The organism is Polaromonas sp. C04, from assembly GCF_002002705.1.
GTDB lineage: Bacteria > Pseudomonadota > Gammaproteobacteria > Burkholderiales > Burkholderiaceae_C > Rhodoferax_A.
The window spans coordinates 115,425-136,315 of sequence record NZ_MUNS01000028.1; the positions used below are offsets into that span (position 1 = coordinate 115,425).

Consider the following 20,891-nt stretch of genomic DNA (forward strand, 5'->3'; position numbering starts at 1 on the left):
CGCATCCGTTTCACAGGAGAGGCCCATGCACGTGTGCAAACCAGTGCTGTCGGTGGCGGCCGGGCTGCTGCTCACGGCCTGCGCCGTCTTTTCACCCGTGCAGCCCGGCATGACCCGTGCCGAGGTGCTGTCGCGCCTGGGCACGCCGACGGCGGTGGTGGCGTTGCCGACGGGCGAGCGCCTGCAGTACTCGGGCCAGCCGTTGGGCCAGACCGCCACCATGGTGGACCTCGACGCCTCGGGCCACGTGCTGCGGGCGCGCCAGGTCCTGACGGCGGCCGAGTTCGCCAGGATCCAGCCTGGCTGGAGCCGTGCCGACGTGCTGCGCGAATTTGGCCGCCCGGCAAAGATCGATCGCGTGTACAGCTGGGATGGCGACATCTGGACCTATCGCTGGCGCGCCGACGGCGACATGTTCTACTGGGTCTACTTTGACCCCGCCGGCAAGGTTGCGCGCACCCAGCAGGGCATGGAGTTCCTCAACGCGCCCAACGACAACAAACAATAGCCTGGAGCCCGCCGTGCGCGGCGGCCCAACCCACCCGACGTTCTGACCGATGCGCCTGATCTTTGCCGGTACGCCCGAATTCGCCCGTGTTGCCCTGCAGCAGCTGCACGCTGCCGGCCACCAGATCGCGCTGGTGCTGACGCAGCCCGACCGCCCGGCCGGGCGCGGCCTGAAGCTGCACGCCTCGCCCGTCAAGCAGTTCGCGCTGGATAACGGTTTTGCCGTGGCGCAGCCGCGCAGCCTGCGCCTGGGTGGCAAGTATCCCGAGGACGCGGCGGCCGCGCGCACGGCCATCGAAGCGGCGCAGGCCGATGCGATGATCGTTGCCGCTTACGGGTTGATCCTGCCGCAGTGGGTGCTCGATGTACCGCGTTTGGGGTGTTTCAACATTCACGCCTCGCTGCTGCCGCGCTGGCGCGGCGCGGCGCCGATCCACCGCGCCATCGAGGCCGGCGATACCGAGACCGGGGTCACCATCATGCAGATGGACGCGGGGCTGGACACCGGCGACATGCTGCGCGTGGCGCGCGTGCCGATCACGCCGCAGGACACCACCGGCAGTCTGCACGACACGCTGGCGCTGCTCGGCGGGCGGCTGATGGTCGAGACGCTGGCGCTGGCCGCCGGCACTGGCCTTCAACCGGTCCCGCAACCCGCCGCCGGCGTGACCTATGCGCACAAGATCGACAAGCATGAAGCGGCGATCGACTGGTCGCAACCAGCGCCGGTGATTGCACGGCGCATCCGCGCGTTCGACCCGTTTCCAGGCGCTTTCAGCCAGCTCGGCGGCGAAACCCTGAAACTATGGCGCTCTGAAATCGATAGTGCATTGCCCATGATTGATAAGGGCTGCGGCACGATTTTGTCCGCCAATGCCGACGGCGTGCGCATTGCCTGCGGCACCGGCGTCCTGCGCGTCACCGAGCTGCAGCGCCCCGGCGGCAAGCGTCTCGCGGCCGCCGATTTCCTGCGCGGTTTTGCGCTGGAGCCCGGCATGGCCTTTGACCCATTGACGCCCTAGTGTTTTTCCTGCGCGCCAACTTCACCCACCCCGAATTCCGCCGGGGCCTGCGCGAGATGCTGCCGATCGCGCCGGGCATCGCGGCCTGGGGCCTGATGACCGGCGTGGCCATGGTCACGTCGGGCATGAGCGACTTCCAGGCCTGCCTGATGAGCCTGATCGTGTTTGCGGGCAGCTCGCAGCTGGCCGCCATTCCCCTGATCAGCGCGGGCGCGCCGATGTGGGTGATCCTGGCCACCGGCCTGTGCGTGAACCTGCGCTTCGTGGTGTTCAGCCTGCACCTGCGCCCGTACCTGATGCACCTGCCGCTGTGGCGCCGCATGCTCACCGGCTACCTGACGGCGGACCTGAGCTACGTGATGTTTGTGCAGCGCTTTCCCGAGCCCGGCGGCGATGCGGCGCGGCTGAGAGCGCAGGAGGCGTATCTGGCCGGCAACTGCTGCATGAACTGGGTCAGCTGGGTCGGCGCCAGCCTGCTTGGCGTGGTGTTGTCCAACGTGATCCCGATGGCCTGGGGACTGGACTTTGCGGGCATCCTCGCGCTGATCGGCATCACCTGCTCCATGACGAATACGCGCTTGCGCCGGGTCGCGGCCGGGGTCGCCGGCGCCGCGGCGGTGGCGGCCTACGCCTTGCCGCTCAAGCTCAATATCCTGCTGGCCATCGCGGCCGCAGTGGCCGTGTGCCTGCTGCTCGAGCCGCGCCCGCCCGAAGGCGCGAAGGCCCCCCTGGGGGGCAGCGAGCCACACGCAGTGGGCGGGCGTGGGGGCGATTCCACATGACCAGCTCCAACTTGTGGATGCTGACCACCATCGTCGGCCTGGCCTGTGTCACGGTGCTGGCGCGCTCGTTCTTCCTGATCTCGGCCAAACCCTGGAGCCTGCCACGCTGGGTCCAGCGCGGGCTGCACTACGCGCCGATTGCCGCGCTGGCGGCCGTGATCGTGCCCGAAATCGTGATGACGCAGGGCCATCTGGTCAGCACCTGGCAGGACGCGCGCGTGTATTCGGCCGTCGCGGGCGCGCTCTGGTTTTTCTGGCGTGGCAGCATGCTGGGCACCCTGTTGGTGGGCATGGCGGTGTACTTGCCGCTGCATGTGGGGCTGGGCTGGTAGCGGCCCCGCCTGGGCCGAATGCGCCGACGCTGCCACTAAAATCGGCGCTTGCCCCGCCCCTTCGTCCTTGCGAGCCCGTCCTGCCATGAATTTCATCCGTTTCTCCGATCTGTGCGCCCAGGGCAAAGTCCGTGGCCAGCGCGTCTTCATCCGCGCCGACCTGAACGTGCCGCTGGATGAGATGGGGCGCATCACCGAAGACACGCGCATTCGCGCCTCCATCGCCTGCATCCGGATGGCGCTGGACGCCGGTGCGGCCGTGATGGTGACCTCGCATCTCAGACGCCCGACGGAGGGCGAATTCCAGCCGCGGGACTCGCTGGCGCCGGTCGCGGCGCGCCTGGGCGAACTGCTGGACCGCGAGGTGCCGCTGATCGCCAACTGGGTCGATGGCTTCCAGGTCGATGGCAAGGATCTGTCCCCCGGCCAGCTGGTTCTGCTGGAGAATTGCCGCCTGAACCGCGGCGAAAAAAAGAACGACGAAGTGTTGGCCAGGAAAATGGCCTCGCTGTGCGACATCTACGTGCACGATGCCTTTGGCACGGCGCACCGCGCCGAAGCCAGCACTTACGGCATCGCCCAGTACGCGCCGATCGCCTGCGCCGGCCCGCTGCTGGCGGCCGAGATGGATGCCATCGCGCGTGCGCTGAGCAACCCGAAACGCCCGCTGGTGGCGATCGTGGCGGGCTCCAAGGTGTCGACCAAGCTCACCATCCTGAAAGCCCTGGCTGCCAAGGTCGATCAGTTGATCGTGGGCGGCGGCATCGCCAACACCTTCATGCTGGCCAGCGGCCTGGCTATCGGCAAGAGCCTGGCCGAGCGCGAGCTGTTGGACGAGGCCCGCGCCGTGATGGATCTCATGAAGGCGCGCGGCGCCGAGGTGCCGATCCCCACCGACGTGGTGACAGCCAAAACCTTTGCCGCCGACGCGCCGGCCACCATCAAGGCCGCCACCGAGGTGGCCGACGACGACCTGATTCTCGACATCGGCCCGCAGACCACGGCCCGGCTCGCGGCGCAGCTGATGGCGGCCGGCACCATTGTCTGGAACGGGCCGGTCGGCGTGTTCGAGTTCGATGCGTTTGCCCACGGCACCGAAGGCATCGCGCGTGCGATTGCCCAAAGCGCGGCGTTTTCGATTGCGGGTGGCGGCGACACGCTGGCGGCGATTGCCAAATACGGCATCGAGAAGCAGGTGGATTACATCTCGACCGGCGGCGGCGCCTTTCTCGAAGTGCTGGAGGGCAAGACCCTGCCGGCGTTCGAGATCCTGCAAAAGCGCGCCAACGGTTGAGTTCGCGGCGCGGGCGACTGCGGGTCCGGGTGAAAGACTTTCACCCGAATCGACTGCAATGCCGGGGATTTCGTAACTGACATGTTCCCCGATTGCGGCGAGAATCCGAAACTTAATTACATCGGAGACTCACCCCATGCCGCGTCGCGCCACCAAAATTGTTGCCACCCTGGGCCCCGCCTCCAGTGACCCGGCGTTGCTGGAGCAGATGATCCGGGCCGGCGTCAACGTGGTGCGGCTCAACTTCAGCCACGGCAAGGCGCAGGACCACATCGACCGGGCCGCCCTGGTGCGCGAGGCGGCCAGGCGCGTTGGCCGCGAAGTGGCCATCATGGCCGACCTGCAGGGTCCGAAGATCCGCGTGGGCGTGTTTGCCGACGGCAAGGTGCTGCTCGCGCCGGGGCAGAAGTTTGTGCTCGACGCCTCGCGCACCGAGCCGGGCGACCAGGACGGCGTCGGTCTCGACTACAAGGAGTTGCCGCGCGACGTCAAGCCGGGCGATTTGCTGCTGCTCAACGACGGGCTGATCGTGCTGACGGTCGATGTCGTGCGCGGCGAGCAGGTGCACACCACCGTCAAGCTCGGCGGCGAGCTGTCCAACAACAAGGGCATCAACAAGCAGGGCGGCGGCCTGACCGCGCCGGCGCTGACGGCCAAGGACATGGAAGACATCAAGACCGCGATGAGCTTTCAGGCCGACTACCTGGCGGTGAGCTTCCCGAAGAATTCGACCGACATGGAAATGGCGCGCCAGCTCGCCAACGTGGCGGCGGCGCCGTACCAGCACAAGCCGGGGCTGATCGCCAAGATCGAGCGCGCCGAAGCCATTCCGCGGCTGGAAGAGATCCTCAAGGCCAGCGACGGCATCATGGTCGCGCGCGGCGACCTGGCGGTCGAGGTCGGCAACGCGGTGGTGCCGGCCCTGCAAAAACGCATGATCCGCATGGCGCGCGAGATGGACAAGCTGGTGATTACCGCCACGCAGATGATGGAGAGCATGATCAGCAACCCGGTGCCGACGCGCGCCGAGGTCAGCGATGTGGCCAACGCCGTGCTGGACGGCACCGATGCCGTGATGCTGTCGGCCGAGACGGCCGCCGGCAAGTACCCGCTGGAGACGGTGCAGGAAATGGCCAAGATTTGCGCCGAAGCCGAGAAGGCCGAGTACGCCGAGCTGGAGGCCGATTTCTCGGGCAAGACGTTCGGGCGCATCGACCAGTCGATTGCCATGGGCGCGCTGTTCACCGCGCACCACCTGGGGGCCAAGGCGATCGTGGCGATGACCGACAGCGGCTCGACCGCCCTGTGGATGAGCCGGCACCGCATTCATGTGCCGATCTACGCGCTCACGCCCAAGGTCGCCACGCAGCGCAAGATGGCGCTGTATCGCAACGTGCGCCCGCTCTTGATGGATACCAGCGTGGACCGTGATACCGCGCTGGCCGAGGCCGAAGGCCATCTGAAGAGCCGCAACATCGTGCAGCGAGGCGATGTGTACGCGATCACCTGCGGCGAACCCATGGGCGCGCCGGGCGGCACCAACATGCTCAAGATCTGCCAGGTCAGCTGATAGCGCCCGCCAAAGAGCGCACGATTCGTGCGATAACCGGCGCCACGTTAAAATCGCGGCTTGGTTACCAGACGGTTACCAAGCCGCTTTGGCGCCGGTCAGGTGCCGGTTTTCAACTCTCAGGGATCATTCATCATGGCACTCGTTTCGATGCGCGAGCTGCTGGACCATGCCGCCGCTCACGGCTACGGCATTCCGGCTTTCAACGTCAACAACCTGGAGCAGGTCCAGGCCGTCATGTCGGCCGCCGACGAGGTCGGCGCGCCGGTGATCCTGCAGGCCAGCGCCGGCGCGCGCAAGTATGCCGGGGAGCCTTTCATCAAGCACCTGATCCAGGCGGCGCTCGAAGCGTATCCGAAGATCCCGCTGGTGATGCACCAGGACCATGGCCAGAGCCCCGACGTCTGCCAGGGCGCGATCAACCTGGGTTTCTCCTCGGTCATGATGGACGGCTCGCTCAAGGCCGATGGCAAGACCATTGCCGACTACGACTACAACGTCGACGTCACCCGCAAGGTGGTTGACATGGCGCACGCCACCGGCGTGACGGTCGAAGGCGAACTCGGCTGCCTGGGCTCGCTGGAGACCATGAAGGGCGACAAGGAGGACGGCCACGGCACCGAGGCCACCATGACCCTGGACCAGTTGCTGACCGACCCCGAGCAGGCCGCCGATTTTGTCCAGCGCACCCAGCTCGACGCGCTGGCGATTGCCATCGGTACCAGCCACGGCGCCTACAAGTTCACGCGCAAGCCCACCGGCGATATCCTGGCGATCGGCCGCATCAAGGAAATCCACCGCCGCATCCCCAACACGCATCTGGTGATGCATGGCAGCTCCAGCGTGCCGCAGGATTTGCTGGCCGAGATCCGTAAATACGGTGGCGCCATGAAGGAGACCTACGGCGTGCCGGTCGAGGAAATCCAGGAAGCCATCAAGCACGGCGTGCGCAAGATCAACATCGACACCGACATCCGCCTCGCCATGACGGCGGCCATCCGCAAGTACCTGTTCGAAAACCCCGACAAGTTCGACCCGCGCGATTACCTCAAGCCGGCGCGCGAAGCCGCCAAACAGATCTGCAAGCAGCGCTATGTCCAGTTCGGCTGCGAAGGCCAGGGCGCCAAAATCAAGGGCCACAGCCTGCAGGTGGTGGCGGGCCAGTACGCCCGGGGCGAGCTGGCGCAGGTGGTGCACTGAGCGTCGCCCAGACCGCGCCCCAGCCGCAAAAGCCACCGACCCGGTGGCTTTTTTGCCTTGAGTGAGAATAGACTTAAGTGTTGGCGCTCGCCCTCGAGCGCCACCGTCATCGAACCCGAACACCCACTGACATGACCAGCCCTGCTCCGTCCCTGCACACCTCCTCCCTCAAATCCCTGCCGCTGCTCGCGCGCGGCAAGGTGCGCGACAACTATGCCGTGGGCACCGACCGCATCCTGATGGTGGCGAGCGACCGCATCAGCGCGTTCGACGTGATCATGGGCGAGCCGATTCCGGGCAAGGGCGTGCTGCTCACGCAAATGGCGCTGTTCTGGTTCGACAGGCTGGGGCACCTGTGCCCGAACCACCTGACCGGCGCGGCACCCGAGAGCGTCGTAACGCCCGAGGAAGTGGCGCAGGTCAAGGACCGCTCCATGCTGGTCAAGCGCCTGAAACCCATCCCGGTCGAGGCCGTGGTGCGCGGCTACCTGGCCGGCAGCGGCTGGAAGGAGTACCAGCAGGGCCAGTCGGTCTGCGGCGTGCCGCTGCCCGCCGGCCTGAAAAATGCCAGCAAGCTACCCGAGCCCATCTTCACACCGGCCGCCAAGGCCGAGGCTGGCGCGCACGACGAGAACATCAGCTACGAACACATGGTCAAGGTGGTCGGCCCCGCACTGGCCGCGCAGATCAAAAAGATCAGCATCGAGATTTACCGGACCGCCGCGGCCTTTGCGCTGAGCAAGGGCATCATCATTGCCGACACCAAATTCGAGTTCGGCCTGGACGAGCAGGGCATGTTGACGCTGATGGACGAGGTGCTGACGCCCGACTCGTCGCGCTATTGGCCGGTGGAGGGCTATGAAGCGGCCTTTGCCGCCGGGCAGAACCCGCCGAGCTACGACAAGCAGTTCCTGCGCGACTGGCTGGAAGCCGTGCGCATCAATGGCAAGCCCTGGGACAAGACCCCGCCGGCGCCGCATCTGCCGCCGGACGTGGTTGCCAAAACCGCCGCCAAGTACCAGGAAGCGCTGCAGCGGCTCACTGCCTGATGGCTGTCGTTCCCGGCTTGACCGGCAATCCACGGTAGTGGTCTGCGGGAGGCGGATTCCTGCCTGCGCGGGAATGACAGAGGTCGCGCGGGCGGCGCTGGACCTGCTTGGGGCGCGTCAACTCAGGATCACGCTGCTCAGGCGCCGGCGGTAGCTCGCCACCGTCGGATCATCGGGCGGGATCTGGCCGTCGGCCACCTTGGGTTTGGGCGGCTCGATGATGTCCAGGATGGCGATACAGGTCTTGCGCGCGAGCTCCTCGCTCCAGGTCTTGTCGCGCATCAGGATCTCCAAAAGTTCGTCGAGCGCGTCAGTCCAGCGCTGCTGCGCCATCAGCCATTGGGCCTTGTGAAAGCGCGCCTCGAAGTCGCGCTTGTTGACCGCGATTTTCGCATCAAATGCGGCCTCAGCCCCTACCCCGTCTGCGTGGCTAGCTACAAAATCGATAGCATCCATCCAGCGCTGCAGCGAATCGAAGCGGCGCACCGTGGCGGCTTTGTCAAGCACGGGCGCGAACGCCACCCTGGCATCGTCGACATGGCCCTGCTGCAGCAGCAGCTTGACGTAGTCGAAGCGTGCGTCATCGTTGGCCGGGTCGGTGGCCACGGCGTACTGCAGCTTTTCCAGTGCGCTGCCGGTGTCGCCCTCCTGCAGCGCGTCCTGGGCCTGCGCGTCCGCCTCCTCGGCCTGCGCCTGTTCGGCACTGGCCACGTGCTTGTCGAGGAACTGGCGGATCTCGGCCTCCGGGATGGCGCCCACGAAGCCGTCCACCGGCTGCCCGGCGTTGAAAAGCACGCAAAACGGGATGCTGCGCACGCCGAACATCTGGCTCAGCTGCTGCGAGATTTGCGGCACCTTGTCGGCGTCCAGCTTGGCCAGCGCGAAGCGCCCGCCATAGTCCGCCTCGAGCTTTTCCAGCACCGGGCCGAGCTGCTTGCACGGGCCGCACCATTCGGCCCAGATGTCGAGCAGCACGGGCTGGGCGTTCGACGCATCGATCAGGTCGGACTGAATATTTTCAAGGGTGATGTCGATCATTGTGGGTAGTTCGGGGTGAAAACGTAAAATTCAAAGATGACTATTCAAATCGGCGTGGTGATGGGCTCGGCCAGCGACTGGGACACGATGCAGCACGCAGTGCAGATTCTCCAACAGTTCGGCATCGCCTATGAAGCGCGGGTGGTTTCGGCGCACCGCATGCCCAACGAGCTGTTTGCCTATGCCGAATCGGCCGTGCCGCGCGGGCTGCGCGCCATTATCGCGGGCGCCGGCGGCGCCGCGCATCTGCCGGGCATGCTGGCAGCCAAGACGCTGGTGCCGGTGCTCGGCGTGCCGGTGCCCAGCCGGCACCTGCAAGGCGTGGATTCGCTCTACAGCATCGTGCAGATGCCCAAGGGCGTGCCGGTCGCCACCTTTGCCATCGGCGCGGCGGGCGCGGCCAATGCAGCGCTGTTTGCGGTGGCTATGCTGGCGGGGGAGGACGCGGCGCTGCGTGCGCGGCTCGAAGCCTTCCGCGCCGAGCAGACCGAGGCCGCGCGCGCCATGACCTTGCCACCCGCAGGCGCCGCATGAACACGCACGAAGCGACAAGCGTGGGGGCGCCCATCCTTCCAGGCGCGACCCTGGGCGTCATGGGCGGCGGCCAGCTCGGGCGCATGTTCGTGCAGGCGGCCCAAAGCATGGGCTACTTCACGGTGGTGCTCGACCCCGATGCCAGCAGTCCGGCGGGGCTGGTCAGCCACTACCATCTGCAGGCCGGTTACCAGGATCCGCAGGCCCTGGCGCAGCTGGCGCAGCGCTGCGATGCCATCACCACCGAGTTCGAGAACGTGCCCGCGCCGGCGCTGCGACAGCTCTCCGCGCAGCGCCGGGTGTCGCCCGGTGCCGATGCGGTCGCCATTGCGCAGGACCGCGCGCGCGAGAAGGCGCATTTCGTGGCCTGCGGCGTGCCCTGTGCGCCGCATGCCGTGATCGAAACCGCGGCGCAGCTGGCCGCCGTCTCCGAGGCACTGCTGCCCGGCATCCTCAAGACCGCGCGCCTGGGCTATGACGGCAAGGGGCAGATCCGCGTCAAGACCCGTGCCGAGCTGGCCGCGGCCTGGGCCGAATTGCATGGTGCGCCCTGCGTGCTGGAAAAAATGCTGGCCCTCAAGGCGGAATGCTCGGTGATTGTGGCGCGCGGCCTGGATGGCGCCATGGTGCATTTCCCGGTGCAGCGCAATCTGCACCGTGACGGCATCCTGGCCGTGACCGAGGTTTATGAAGGAAATGTGCCGCCAGCCCTTGCCCGGTCTGCGATAGAGGCTACCGAATCAATAGCAAACGGCTTGCAGTACGTGGGCGTGATGTGCGTTGAATTCTTTGTGCTGCAGGACGATTCGCTGGTCGTCAACGAGATGGCGCCGCGCCCGCACAACAGCGGCCACTACACGATCGACGCCTGCGACCTCTCGCAGTTCGACCTGCAGCTGCGCACCCTCACTGGCCTGCCGCTGGTGGCGCCGCGCCAGCACAGCCCGGCCATCATGCTGAACCTGCTCGGCGACCTGTGGTTCCCCTCGGGTGACGAGGCGGTGACGCCGCCCTGGCGCGAGCTGCTCGCGCTGCCGGGGGCGCACCTGCACCTGTACGGCAAGCAGCAGGCGCGGCGCGGGCGCAAGATGGGGCACCTGTGCATCACCGGCGCCAGCGTGGCGCAGGCCCGTGCCACGGCGCAGCAGGCGGCGCAGCTGCTGGGGCTGGACGCATTTTGAGCGCGCCACGCCGGAGCGCCTGCGCATGATCCTGCCGGCAGACGCCGCAGATTCGATCGCCATCGCCGCGCGTGCGCTGGCGGCGGGCGATCTGGTGGGATTTCCGACCGAGACGGTGTACGGCCTCGGCGCCGACGCCGGTGTGGACGCGGCCGTGGCAAAAATCTTTGCCGCCAAGGGCCGCCCGCGCGAGCATCCGCTGATCGTGCATGTGGCCGACCCGGACCCGAACGGCGCAGGCGTGGCGCACTTTGCGGCCAGCGTGCCGGAGTTCGCGCAAAAATTGATGCGCGCCTTCTGGCCCGGCCCGTTGACGCTGATCCTGCCGCGCCGCCCCAAGGTCGGGGCCGCCGCGGCCGGCGGGCAGGATTCGATCGGCCTGCGCTGCCCGTCGCACCCGGTGGCGCTGGCGCTGCTGCGGGCCTGCAGTGCGCTGGGCGTGTATGGCGTGGCCGGCCCCAGCGCGAACCGTTTCGGGCGCGTCAGTCCGACCACGGCCGCGCATGTGCAGCAGGAGTTCGGCGACGCGTTGCTGATTCTGGACGGCGGCGCCTGCGCTGTCGGCATCGAGTCCAGCATCGTCGATTGCACGCGCGGCGCGCCCGTGCTGCTGCGCCCGGGGGTGCTCACGCGCGAGCAGATCGAGGCGGCCTGCGGCCACAAGCTGCGCACCAAAGAGGAACTGCAGGATGCGGGCGCCGCACCGACGCCGCGGGCCTCGGGCACGCTGGCGGCGCACTACGCGCCCAACGCCAAGGTGCGCCTGATGGACGCACATGCGCTGCAGACCGCGCTCGACCTGCTGGGGGCCGACCTGGACCAGTCGACGGCGCGCATCGCCATCTATTCCCGCGCTGTTTTGCGCAGCCGTTCGTCGCGCGTGATGCGCCGGCGCATGCCCGACGACGCCGGCGCCACGGCGCAGCAGCTGTTTGCGGTGCTGCGCGAGTTCGATGCGCAGGGCGCGACCCTGATCTGGATCGAGACCGTGCCCGACACTCCCGACTGGGACGGCGTGCGCGACCGGCTGCAGCGCGCCGCGGCCGCCTGAGCGTGGCGCCGCACGGCGCGCTTTACCGGGCTGACACCGGGCCTCGTTAAACTACCGCCCAAGACTTTGGAGATTGCAATGACAGGAAATTGGTTGCGCCGCATCATCATGCTGGCGGCCTGCGCGTCGGTGGCGCTGCTGGCGGGCTGCGGCAGCTCGGTCGAGTCGGCCCTCACGCCTACGCGCTTCATCTCGTTCGGCGACGCCTTCAGCGATGTCGGCAATCTCGGCGTCAACAACAAGTACACGGTGAACGACGGCAGCGTCAACAACTGGACGCAGCAGCTGGCGGCCAGCTACGGCCTGAGCATCGCGCCCTCCAGCAGCGGCGGCCTGGGTTATGCGCAGGGCAACGCGCGCATCACCGTCACGCCCGATGCCGCCGGCAGCACCGCCACCAAGACGGTGACGCAGCAGATCGACGCCTTTTTGGCGTCCAACACGCTGCAGCCCAGCGACGTGGTGCTGATCAATGGCGGCATCAGCGACATCGTGGCCGAGTGGGAAGCCATGGTGGCGGCAGGTAGCACCACCGCAGCCCAGGCCCAGATGACCGCCAATGTCACACAGGCGGCCAAGGATCTCGGGGCCCAGGTCCAGCGTCTGGTGAACGCCGGCGCCCAGCACGTGGTGCTGGTCGGCACCTACGATCTGAGCGTCTCGCCCTGGGCCGCGGCCATTGGCCAGCCGCGCCTGAACTCCCTGCTGAGCAAGACGACGGTGAATTTCAATAACGCGCTGCTGCTGAGCGTCGTCAACCTTGGCGCCGATGTCCTGTACGTCGATGCGGCCTTTTACTTCAATATCGTGACGGCAGCGCCGTCGGGGTATGCGCCGCTGGGCACGACCGGAAACTACCCCACCCCGACCCCGGTCTGCACCTCGGTCGATCCCGGCCCGGGCATCGGTATCGGCGCGAACCAGGTCAACTCCTCGCTGTGCACGACCTCCACCCTTCTTCCCGGGGTCGACTACACCACCTACCTGTTTGCCGATCCCCTTTATTTCGCGCCGAGCGCGCAGCGCCTGTTCGGCACCAACGCCTACACCAAGCTGAGCCAGCGCTGGTGAGGTTGGCGGGCGCGCCGGCCGACAGCTATTACTGATCCTTCACCGTCCACTCCACCAGCGCATCCAGCGCGGGCCGGGCGGTGGGGGCGTTCGGGTGGTTGATCAGGCCGACCAGCGCATAGCGCCGCCCGCTGCGCCCCGTGGCGTAGCCGGCCACCGCCGCGACGTCACGCAGCGTGCCGGTCTTGAGCCATGCATTGCCGATGGCGTCAGGCGCGGTGCCGCTGCTGCGCATGCGGGCCACCGTGCCGTCCACCCCGGCGAGCGAGAGCGACTGCTCGAACACATCGGCCGTGGGCCGCTGCGCCGCCGTGCGCAGCAATTGCGCCAGCGCCAGCGCCGAGATGCGCCCGTCGCGGCTCAGGCCCGAGCCGTTGTCGAGCACGGGCGCCGGGGGTCCGCCGGCGCCAAAGGTCTGGCGCCACCAGCGCGCCACGACCTCGCGCGAGGCGGCAAAGCTGCCCTGGCCGCGCTGCTGCGCGCTCAAGGTCAGGAACACCTGCTGCGCCATCACGTTGTTGCTGAAATGGTTGACGTCGGCAATGATGCTGGACAGCGGCAGCGACGGCGCCTCCAGGATGAGCCGGGCCGTGGGCGGTGTGGTCCCCGGGCGCACCTGGCCGTCCAGCACGCCGCCCGAGGCCGCGAACACGGCCGCCATCACGCGGCGTGCGTAGCTGGCGGGGTCGGCATAGGCCAGCGGCCAGATCTGCTCGCCGCAGCGCACGCTGTAGCTGCCGCCAAAGCGGATGCGGTCCGGGCTGGAAAAATCGGCCTGCAGCGCACCGCGCCAGCCGGCGCAGTCGTCGCTGCTCAAAGGCACGCTGGCATCCACCGTCAGGCCGGCCAGCGGCGGCTCGCTGGTGACGCGCGCCGTGTGGCTCGCCGGGTCGGGCACGAAGCCCAGCAGCACGGACTTGAAGTTGACCAGCAGGCCGCTGGGCGCGCTGTTGTAGGGGCGCATCGGCTCGCCATCGAAGGCGCCGGGGTCGTGCGCGGGCACGTCGAAGAGGCTGGCATCGAGCACGATGTCGCCACGCACCTCGCGCACGCCGCGCTCGCGCAGGGCCTGGAAGTCCGCCGTGATGCGCTCGATCACCCATTTCGGATCGCCGCCGCCGCGAATCACCAGGTTGCCGTTCACGACGCCGTTGTCCAGCGTGCCGTCGATGTAAAAGCGCGTCTTCCAGGTGAAATCGGGCCCGAGCTGGTCCAGCGCCGCGAAGGTGGTCACCAGCTTCATCACCGAGGCCGGGTTCATGGAGGCCTGCGCGCGGTGGCTCAAGCGGGCCGGGCCGCCGTCGAGCGGCAGCACCAGCAGGCTCACGGCGTCCAGCGGCACCCTGGCGCGGGCCAGCGCGCTGGCGATCTCGGGGGGAATGGGTTGGGCGCAGGCCGTGCCCAGCACCAGGGCAGACAGCGCCAGCGCGCAGCGGGACAGGAATGACATGCGCGGATTATCCGGCCCCTCGATAATGAGGCCATGTGTTCTCCTGCCCCGTTGTTTCGCCCGTGCCACGATTGCCCCGCATGAAGCTGCTTGCCTTCGATACCAGCACCGAAGCCATGTCGATTGCCGTGGCGCATGGCGCGCAGCTGTGGCAGCACACCGGCGCGGGCGGCGCACAGGCTTCCAGCACGCTGATTCCGGCGATCCAGGCGCTGATGGCGCAGGCCGGCCTGCGGCTCGAGCAGCTCGACGCGATCGCTTTTGGGCGCGGCCCGGGCTCGTTCACCGGGCTGCGCACCGCCTGCTCGGTGGCGCAGGGGATGGCCTTTGGCGCCAGCGCCAGATTGTTGTCCGGCAGCGGCGCCTTGTCCGAAGTGAAGGTGCTGCCCATCGACACCCTGCTCGCCGTCGCCGAAGAAGCGCGTTACCTGCACGGCGCCACGCGCGTGCGCGCCGTGCTGGACGCGCGCATGGACGAGATGTACCTTGCCGACTATGAATTTGAGAGCAACCTGTGGAGGCCTGACGGGGACTTCAGCCTGATTCGACCCGAAATCCTGCAGGCCAGGGCGGGCTGGGCGCTGGCCGGCAATGTGTTTGCCGCGTACGGCGCGCGTCTGCCGCAAGGCATGCCGCGGCGGGAGGCGCTGCCCACGGCCACGGCGATGCTGCGGCTGGCTCCAGGCCTGATCGCGGCGGGCCGCGCGGTTCCTGCCGACCAGGCCCTGCCGCTCTATATTCGCGATAAAGTGGCAAAAACCACCGACGAGCGTGCGGCCGAGCGCGCCGTGCTGTCGCCCACGATCTGACCCTTTCCACCTGTCCTGTGCCATGAGTGCCGTCCTGAAAACCCTGGAAGCCCAGTTCGAGCCCCTGACCGCGGCGCGCATCGACGAGGTTGTGGCGATCGAGCAGATCGCCTATGCGCATCCGTGGGCGCGCCACCACTTCGCCGACTCGCTGGCGGCCGGCTACCAGGCCCAGTTGCTCACGGCGGGCGAGAACCTGCTGGGCTACTTCGTGGCGATGCGCGGCGTCGATGAGGTGCATCTGCTCAACATCACCGTCGCGCCGGTGCACCAGGGCCAGGGCTGGGCGCGCGTGATGCTGGACGCGCTCACCCTGTGGTCGCGCGCGCAGGGCGCCCAGTGGCTGTGGCTGGAGGTGCGCATCAGCAACTATCGTGCGCAGCAGATTTACGAGCGCTACGGCTACCGGCGCGTCGGCCAGCGCAAGAATTACTATCCCGCCGTGCAGGGCAAGCGCGAGGACGCCATCGTCATGAGCCTGAAGCTGTGAGCCTGGACCTCGACGAACGCCAGCGCGCCATGCTGGCGGAGATGAACATCCCGGTCTGGTGGCCGCCAGCGGCGGCCGAAGCCGAGGTGGAAGGCGTTGCCGTGGTCGCGCCGGTCGTATCCGCCGCCATGCCGCGCACGGTCAGCCCGCCGGTTGCTCCTGAATTAATAGCTGCCAGCGAACAACCAGCAAGGGCTGCAGGCCTAAAACCTTCAGAAGATCGGGCGACGTCGGCGCTGCAGCCATTGCCCGCCGGCATCGCCACCATGGACTGGCCGGCGCTGCAGGCCGCGGTTGCCGGCTGCCGCGCCTGCAAGCTGTGCGAGGGCCGCCACAACACGGTGTTCGGCGTCGGCCCGGCCGCGTCCGCGCCAGGCCGGGCGCCGCAGGTGGACTGGCTGATCGTGGGCGAGGCGCCCGGCGAAAACGAAGACCTGGCGGGCGAGCCCTTCGTCGGCCCGGCCGGCAAGCTGCTCGACAACATGCTGCGCGCCATCGGACTGGACCGCCACGCCAACGTCTTCATTGCCAACGTCATCAAATGCCGCCCGCCCGGCAACCGCAACCCCGAGCCCGGGGAGGTGGCGCAGTGCGAGCCCTACCTGCGCCGGCAGATCGAATTGCTGCAGCCGAAAATCATTCTGGCGATGGGCCGCTTCGCCGTGAACGCGCTGCTGCAGGCCACGGTGCCCGAGGTGCACAAGCTGCCGCTGGGCAAGCTGCGCGGGCAGCCGCACCAGTACCGCGGCGTGCCGGTGATCGCCACCTACCACCCGGCCTACCTGCTGCGCAACCTGCCCGACAAGGCCAAGGCCTGGGCCGATCTGTGCCTGGCGCTCGAGGTACTCCAGCGCGCGGCCTGAAGCGCTTTAGCGTAGAAGGACAAATAGAAGAATAATGACGAGAAGAGTGCCAATACCGATATACATACAAGCTCCTGCGGCGCTGCCCGCCCCCGACAGGGATGCTGGAGCACACGCCAGTGCTTGATTGAGCGCCTTGAGGCGTGCTCTCGTCTGTGCTCCAGCCCACGCAGCGCGAGAAAGGTTGCCGCCGCTGGCACCTTCAAGGAATGAACATGGCCGACCCGTACAACCTGGAGCGCTTCGTGCAGGCGCAAAACCCGGTTTACCAGCAGGTTTGCGCCGAGCTGGCGGCCGGCCGCAAGACCAGCCACTGGATGTGGTTCGTGTTTCCGCAGATCAAGGGATTGGGCAGCAGTGCCATTGCGCAGCACTTCGGCATCGCCTCGAGGGCCGAGGCCGAGGCTTATTGGCACCACGCGCTGCTCGCGGCGCGGCTGAAGGAGTGCACCCAACTCGTGCTGGCCGTCGAAGGCCGCACGGCGCTGCAGATCTTCGGCACGCCGGACGACCTCAAGTTCCACTCGTCGGTGACGCTGTTTGCGCAGGTGGCGCCGGACGAGCCGGTCTTCCAGCGGGCACTGACCCAGTATTTCGGTGGGGAAGGCGACGCGGGGACGCTTGAACGCCTCAGCGATCGACCGGCAGGAACAGGCTTTCCTTGACCTCTTCCATCACCACGTAGCTGTGCGATTCGGCCGTCACGGGCAGTTTCTTGAGAATGTCGCCGAGCAAATGGCGGTACTCGCTCATGCCGCCGAGCCGCGCCTTCACCAGGTAGTCGAAGCTGCCAGACACCAGGTGGCACTCCATGACCTCGGGCACGTGCAGCAGTTCCTGGCGTACCTTGTCGAACACGTCACCCGACTTGGACGAGAGCGTGATCTCCACGAACACCAGCAAGGTCTTGCCGAGTGCCACCGGGTCCACGCGGGCGTGGTAGCCGGTGATGACCTTTTCGCGCTCCATGCGCCGCACACGCTCGGAACACGGCGAGGTCGACAGCCCGATCTGTTCGGCCAGATCGGTCATGGAAATACGTCCCTGGCGCTGCAGGATGTCGAGGATTTTCCGGTCGATGCGGTCAAGGTCGGTCATTTCACTTCTCCAATGGCTGGAACGCAACAGATTCAGCTGAAATATCTCAATTGTTTAATTATTTCAGTGAATCTTGTGGCAATCAAATTAATAAACTAGCGACATATCTTGTTAACTGTGGGGTATGCCATGAAAGTGATCGTTTTGGGCGGCGGTGTCATCGGCACCACGACGGCGTATTACCTGGCCCGTTCGGGCGCCGAGGTCACCGTGCTCGATCGCCAGGGCGGCCCGGCGCAGGAAACCAGCTTTGCCAATGCCGGTCAGGTCTCGCCCGGCTATTCCACACCCTGGGCTGCGCCCGGCATTCCGCTCAAGGCGCTGAAGTGGATGTTCCAGAAGCATGCGCCACTGTCGATCCGGCCCGATGGCAGCCTGTTCCAGCTGCGCTGGATGGCGGCGATGCTGAAAAACTGCTCGGCCGACCGCTACGCGGTCAACAAGGAGCGCATGATGCGCGTGGCCGAATACAGCCGCGGCTGCCTGCGCCAGCTGCGTCTGGATACCGGTATCCAGTACGAGCAGCGCACCGGCGGCACGCTGCAGCTGTTTCGCACGCAGGCGCAGCTCGACGCCGTGCAGCGCGATGTGGCCGTGCTGCAGGAGTGCGGCGTGCCCTTTGAGTTGCTCGATCGCGACCAGCTCGCCATTGCCGAGCCGGCCTTGGCCCAGGCGCGTGAGCGTTTGACCGGCGGCCTGCGCCTGCCGAACGACGAAACCGGTGATTGCCACCTGTTTACCCAGGGCCTGGCCGCGCTCGCGCGGGGGCTGGGCGTGGATTTTCGTTTCGACCAGACGGTCGATGGCCTGGTCACCGAGGGCGGCCGCATCACCGGCGTGCGCGCGGGTGGTCAGGTCTTGACGGCCGATCGCTACGTGCTGGCCTTCGGCAGCTATTCGCGCCGCTTTATGGCGCCGCTGGGGCTCGACCTTCCGGTCTATCCGGTCAAGGGCTACTCGCTGACCGTGCCGCTGCTCAATCCCGAACTGGCGCCGCAATCGACCGTGCTGGACGAGACCTACAAGGTGGCCGTGACCCGCTTCGACAAGCGCATCCGGGTCGGCGGCATGGCCGAATTGGCGGGCTTTGACCTGCGCCTGAACCCGCGCCGGCGCGCAACGCTGGAGCATGTCGTGAGCGACCTGTTCCCGGGCGGCGACCTGCCCAAGGCGGAGTTCTGGACCGGCCTGCGCCCCATGACGCCCGACAGCACGCCCATCATTGGCGCCACGCCCTATGCCAACCTGTTCCTCAACACCGGCCACGGCACCCTGGGCTGGACCATGGCCTGCGGCTCCGGCAAGCTGGTGGCCGACCTGGTGACGGGCCACAAGCCCGAGATCCGCACCGATGGTCTTGCGCTGGATCGCTACCTGCCGCCCTCGCGCACACGGCCAGCCAGCACGGGGCCGGCCGGCGCTCCGGCGTGAGCCGCAGGGCGCCTCCCAACGTTCTCAAGCCGAATACTGCAGCGTGGCGCTGATTACTCTTCCTCGCGCACCCGGTGCTGCCCCACCAAGGTCTGCTGCATGGCCGGTGGCACAGCTTCGTAATGCGACAGTGCAATGGTGTAGCGGCCCTGCCCGCTGGTCATGGCATTGAGCCGCGACTGGTAGCCTGACAGCTCGGACAGCGGCACCTGGCCGCGAATCAGCATCATTCCCGCCGCCACATTGGACGTGCCGGTGACCAGGCCGCGCCGGGTCGACAGGTCGCCCGTGACGTCACCTGTCGACTGGTCGGGCGCCGCGATGTCGATCTGGACGATGGGCTCCAGCACAATGGCGCGCGCCTCGCGGATCGCCGCCATGAACGCCTTGCGTCCCGCGGTGGCAAAGGCGATGTCCTTGCTGTCGACGCTGTGGTGCTTGCCGTCGTAGACCACCACGCGCACATCGACCACCGGGTAGCCGGCGATGGCGCCTTGCGTGAGCACCTCACGCACGCCTTTCTCGACGGCGGGGATGTACTGGCTCGGGATCGTTCCGCCCCTGACCTGGTCGACGAACTCGAAGCCGGTGCCGCGCGCCAGCGGTTCGACGCGCAGGAACACCTCGCCGAACTGGCCAGCCCCGCCCGTCTGTTTCTTGTGGCGATGGTGACCTTCGGCCGGCACCGTCACGGTCTCGCGGTAGGCAATGCGCGGCGGGCGTGTATTGACTTCGAAGTGGTACACCTCGCGCAGCCGCTCGAGCAGCACGCGCAGGTGCAGCTCGCCCAGGCCGTAGACCACGGTCTCGTTGGTGGCCGCGACATGCTCGACCCGCAGGCAGGGGTCTTCGCCGACCAGCTTGCCGAGGATCTCCCACATGCGCTGCTCGTCGCCGTGCCGCTTGGGCTCGATCGCCAGCCCGTGCACCGGGATCGGAAAATCCAGCGGCGCCAGATGAATGCGGTCGTCCTCGGGCGCGTCGTGCAGCACGGCGTCGAACTGGATCTCATCGACCTTGGCGACTGCCACGATGTCGCCCGGCAGCGCCCGCGGCACCTCCACATGGTCCTTGCCCTGGAGCATGAACAGATGGCCCACCTTGAACGGCTTGCGACTGTCGCCGATATAGAGCTGGCTGTCCCGGGTGAGCGTGCCCTGGTGCACGCGGAAGATGCCCAGCTTGCCGACATACGGGTCCACCGTGACCTTGAACACATGCGCCAGCACATGCAGCGACGGGTCGGGCCTGGCGCGCATGGGCCGCGCGGCAGCGCCTTCACCGACGAGGAAATCGGGCGGGTTGGCCTCCGTGGGGTCGGGCAGCAGTTTGACGATCACGTCCAGCAATTCGGCCACGCCGGCCCCGCTGCGGGCCGAGGCGAAACAGACCGGAATCAGGTGCCCTTCGCGCAGGGCCTGTTCGAGCGGCGCGTGCAGCTCGCGGGGGTCGACATCGCCCTCATTGAGGTAGCGGTCGACGAATGCCGCATCGACCTCGACCACCTGCTCGACGAGTGCGCGATGCGCCGCGTCGACCGCGCCGATATCGGAATGCCCGTCGCGATTGAAGAAGCAGTCGACGACCCGCGTGCCCGCGGCGTCAGGCAGGTTCAGCGGCAGGCATTCGCGCCCGAAGGCGGCCTGAATCTGCGCCAGCAAATCCGCCAGATTGACCCCCTGCGCGTCGATCCTGTTGACGATGATCATGCGCGTGAGGTGGCGCGATGCCGCGTACTCCATCATGCGCAGCGCCATCGGCTCGATGCCGGTGCTGGCGTTGATGACGATGGCCGCGGTTTCCACCGCCTCCAGCGCGGGCAGGCTCTGGCCGAGAAAATCGGGCCCGCCGGGCGTGTCGATGAAATGGAGCCGCGTCCCGGCGTGTGTCAGGTGCATCACTGACGCGTTGAGCGAGTGCTGCATGCGGCGCTCCAGCGGGTCATGGTCGCTGACGGTGCTGCCGCGCTCAATGCTGCCCGGCGCGCCGATGGTGCCCGACCGGTACAGCAAGGCCTCGGCAAGGGTGGTCTTGCCTGCGGCAGACGCCCCCACGAGCGCCAGCGTGCGCACTGCTTGCATTTCGGCCGCGAGGCCGTTCGATCGGCTTGGCATGAGTG

The 20,891-nt window shown here is 67.4% G+C and carries 21 protein-coding genes; 17 read left to right on the top strand and 4 right to left on the bottom strand.

The annotated features are described in order from the left end of the window. Positions 1–25 precede the first annotated feature (25 nt). The 8 genes from B0E49_RS08690 (at position 26) to B0E49_RS08725 (ending at position 7,756) form a co-directional block, all read left to right on the top strand. Entirely contained in the window at positions 26–508 is a 483-nt protein-coding gene (locus B0E49_RS08690; protein ID WP_077561799.1) for a hypothetical protein, read from the top strand. Positions 509–557: 49 nt separating this feature from the next. Then, complete coding sequence (gene fmt / locus B0E49_RS08695) at positions 558–1,529, top strand: methionyl-tRNA formyltransferase (protein ID WP_077561800.1); 972 nt, start codon at positions 558–560, stop codon at positions 1,527–1,529. Further along, on the top strand, positions 1,529–2,311 hold the full coding sequence (locus B0E49_RS08700) for an AzlC family ABC transporter permease (RefSeq protein WP_077561801.1): 783 nt from the start codon (positions 1,529–1,531) through the stop codon (positions 2,309–2,311). The genes fmt and B0E49_RS08700 overlap by 1 nt, the downstream gene beginning before the upstream one ends. Continuing rightward, the gene (locus tag B0E49_RS08705) at positions 2,308–2,643 is read left to right on the top strand and encodes an AzlD domain-containing protein (RefSeq protein WP_077561802.1); all 336 of its coding nucleotides are present in this window, start codon (positions 2,308–2,310) and stop codon (positions 2,641–2,643) included. The genes B0E49_RS08700 and B0E49_RS08705 overlap by 4 nt, the downstream gene beginning before the upstream one ends. Before the next feature lie 85 nt (positions 2,644–2,728). After that, complete coding sequence (locus B0E49_RS08710) at positions 2,729–3,937, top strand: phosphoglycerate kinase (protein WP_077561803.1); 1,209 nt, start codon at positions 2,729–2,731, stop codon at positions 3,935–3,937. 136 nt (positions 3,938–4,073) lie between these two features. Then, entirely contained in the window at positions 4,074–5,507 is a 1,434-nt protein-coding gene (gene pyk / locus B0E49_RS08715; protein WP_077561804.1) for a pyruvate kinase, read from the top strand. A gap of 135 nt (positions 5,508–5,642) precedes the next feature. Then, positions 5,643–6,707 (top strand): class II fructose-bisphosphate aldolase, encoded by a 1,065-nt coding sequence (fba, locus tag B0E49_RS08720; protein ID WP_077561805.1) that lies wholly within the window; start codon positions 5,643–5,645, stop codon positions 6,705–6,707. Between the two features lie 131 nt (positions 6,708–6,838). Further along, entirely contained in the window at positions 6,839–7,756 is a 918-nt protein-coding gene (locus B0E49_RS08725; RefSeq protein ID WP_077561806.1) for a phosphoribosylaminoimidazolesuccinocarboxamide synthase, read from the top strand. A gap of 117 nt (positions 7,757–7,873) precedes the next feature. On the opposite strand, the gene B0E49_RS08730 is transcribed toward B0E49_RS08725, so the two are convergent. Then, positions 7,874–8,794, bottom strand: coding sequence for a tetratricopeptide repeat protein (locus tag B0E49_RS08730; RefSeq protein WP_077561807.1), 921 nt, complete (start codon positions 8,792–8,794; stop codon positions 7,874–7,876). Between the two features lie 36 nt (positions 8,795–8,830). Between B0E49_RS08730 and purE the strand changes: the two genes are divergently transcribed. The 4 genes from purE (at position 8,831) to B0E49_RS08750 (ending at position 12,631) form a co-directional block, all read left to right on the top strand. Then, positions 8,831–9,328 carry a 5-(carboxyamino)imidazole ribonucleotide mutase gene (gene purE, locus B0E49_RS08735; protein WP_077561808.1) on the top strand — a complete coding sequence of 166 codons (498 nt, stop codon included), beginning with the start codon at positions 8,831–8,833 and terminating at the stop codon, positions 9,326–9,328. After that, the gene (locus tag B0E49_RS08740; RefSeq protein ID WP_077561809.1) at positions 9,325–10,509 is read left to right on the top strand and encodes a 5-(carboxyamino)imidazole ribonucleotide synthase; all 1,185 of its coding nucleotides are present in this window, start codon (positions 9,325–9,327) and stop codon (positions 10,507–10,509) included. The genes purE and B0E49_RS08740 overlap by 4 nt, the downstream gene beginning before the upstream one ends. A 25-nt stretch (positions 10,510–10,534) precedes the next feature. After that, complete coding sequence (locus B0E49_RS08745; protein ID WP_077561918.1) at positions 10,535–11,560, top strand: L-threonylcarbamoyladenylate synthase; 1,026 nt, start codon at positions 10,535–10,537, stop codon at positions 11,558–11,560. A gap of 78 nt (positions 11,561–11,638) precedes the next feature. Continuing rightward, positions 11,639–12,631, top strand: coding sequence for an SGNH/GDSL hydrolase family protein (locus tag B0E49_RS08750; RefSeq protein ID WP_077561810.1), 993 nt, complete (start codon positions 11,639–11,641; stop codon positions 12,629–12,631). A 28-nt stretch (positions 12,632–12,659) separates the two neighbouring features. Here the strand turns inward: B0E49_RS08750 and dacB are convergent, their stop codons facing one another. After that, the gene (dacB, locus tag B0E49_RS08755) at positions 12,660–14,081 is read right to left on the bottom strand and encodes a D-alanyl-D-alanine carboxypeptidase/D-alanyl-D-alanine endopeptidase (protein WP_077561811.1); all 1,422 of its coding nucleotides are present in this window, start codon (positions 14,079–14,081) and stop codon (positions 12,660–12,662) included. Between the two features lie 80 nt (positions 14,082–14,161). Between dacB and tsaB the strand changes: the two genes are divergently transcribed. From tsaB to B0E49_RS08775, 4 genes are all read left to right on the top strand, one after another. Further along, a complete protein-coding gene (tsaB, locus tag B0E49_RS08760) occupies positions 14,162–14,890 on the top strand; it encodes a tRNA (adenosine(37)-N6)-threonylcarbamoyltransferase complex dimerization subunit type 1 TsaB (protein ID WP_077561812.1) in 729 nt (242 codons plus the stop codon). A gap of 22 nt (positions 14,891–14,912) precedes the next feature. Continuing rightward, positions 14,913–15,380 (top strand): ribosomal protein S18-alanine N-acetyltransferase, encoded by a 468-nt coding sequence (gene rimI, locus B0E49_RS08765; protein WP_077561813.1) that lies wholly within the window; start codon positions 14,913–14,915, stop codon positions 15,378–15,380. A 2-nt stretch (positions 15,381–15,382) separates the two neighbouring features. Beyond that, positions 15,383–16,243 carry a uracil-DNA glycosylase gene (locus B0E49_RS08770; RefSeq protein WP_286137895.1) on the top strand — a complete coding sequence of 287 codons (861 nt, stop codon included), beginning with the start codon at positions 15,383–15,385 and terminating at the stop codon, positions 16,241–16,243. A gap of 215 nt (positions 16,244–16,458) precedes the next feature. Next, positions 16,459–16,908: a DUF1810 domain-containing protein gene (locus tag B0E49_RS08775; RefSeq protein ID WP_077561920.1), complete on the top strand. Its 450-nt coding sequence runs from the start codon at positions 16,459–16,461 to the stop codon at positions 16,906–16,908. Here B0E49_RS08775 and B0E49_RS08780 read toward each other — a convergent pair. Further along, positions 16,874–17,341 carry an Lrp/AsnC ligand binding domain-containing protein gene (locus B0E49_RS08780; protein WP_077561814.1) on the bottom strand — a complete coding sequence of 156 codons (468 nt, stop codon included), beginning with the start codon at positions 17,339–17,341 and terminating at the stop codon, positions 16,874–16,876. The genes B0E49_RS08775 and B0E49_RS08780 overlap by 35 nt on opposite strands. Positions 17,342–17,470: 129 nt before the next feature. Here B0E49_RS08780 and B0E49_RS08785 point away from each other — a divergent pair, with 129 nt between their 5' ends. Next, on the top strand, positions 17,471–18,772 hold the full coding sequence (locus B0E49_RS08785; protein WP_077561921.1) for a D-amino acid dehydrogenase: 1,302 nt from the start codon (positions 17,471–17,473) through the stop codon (positions 18,770–18,772). A 53-nt stretch (positions 18,773–18,825) separates the two neighbouring features. Here B0E49_RS08785 and fusA read toward each other — a convergent pair whose 3' ends face one another. Then, positions 18,826–20,886, bottom strand: coding sequence for an elongation factor G (gene fusA, locus B0E49_RS08790; protein ID WP_077561815.1), 2,061 nt, complete (start codon positions 20,884–20,886; stop codon positions 18,826–18,828). Positions 20,887–20,891 lie beyond the last annotated feature (5 nt).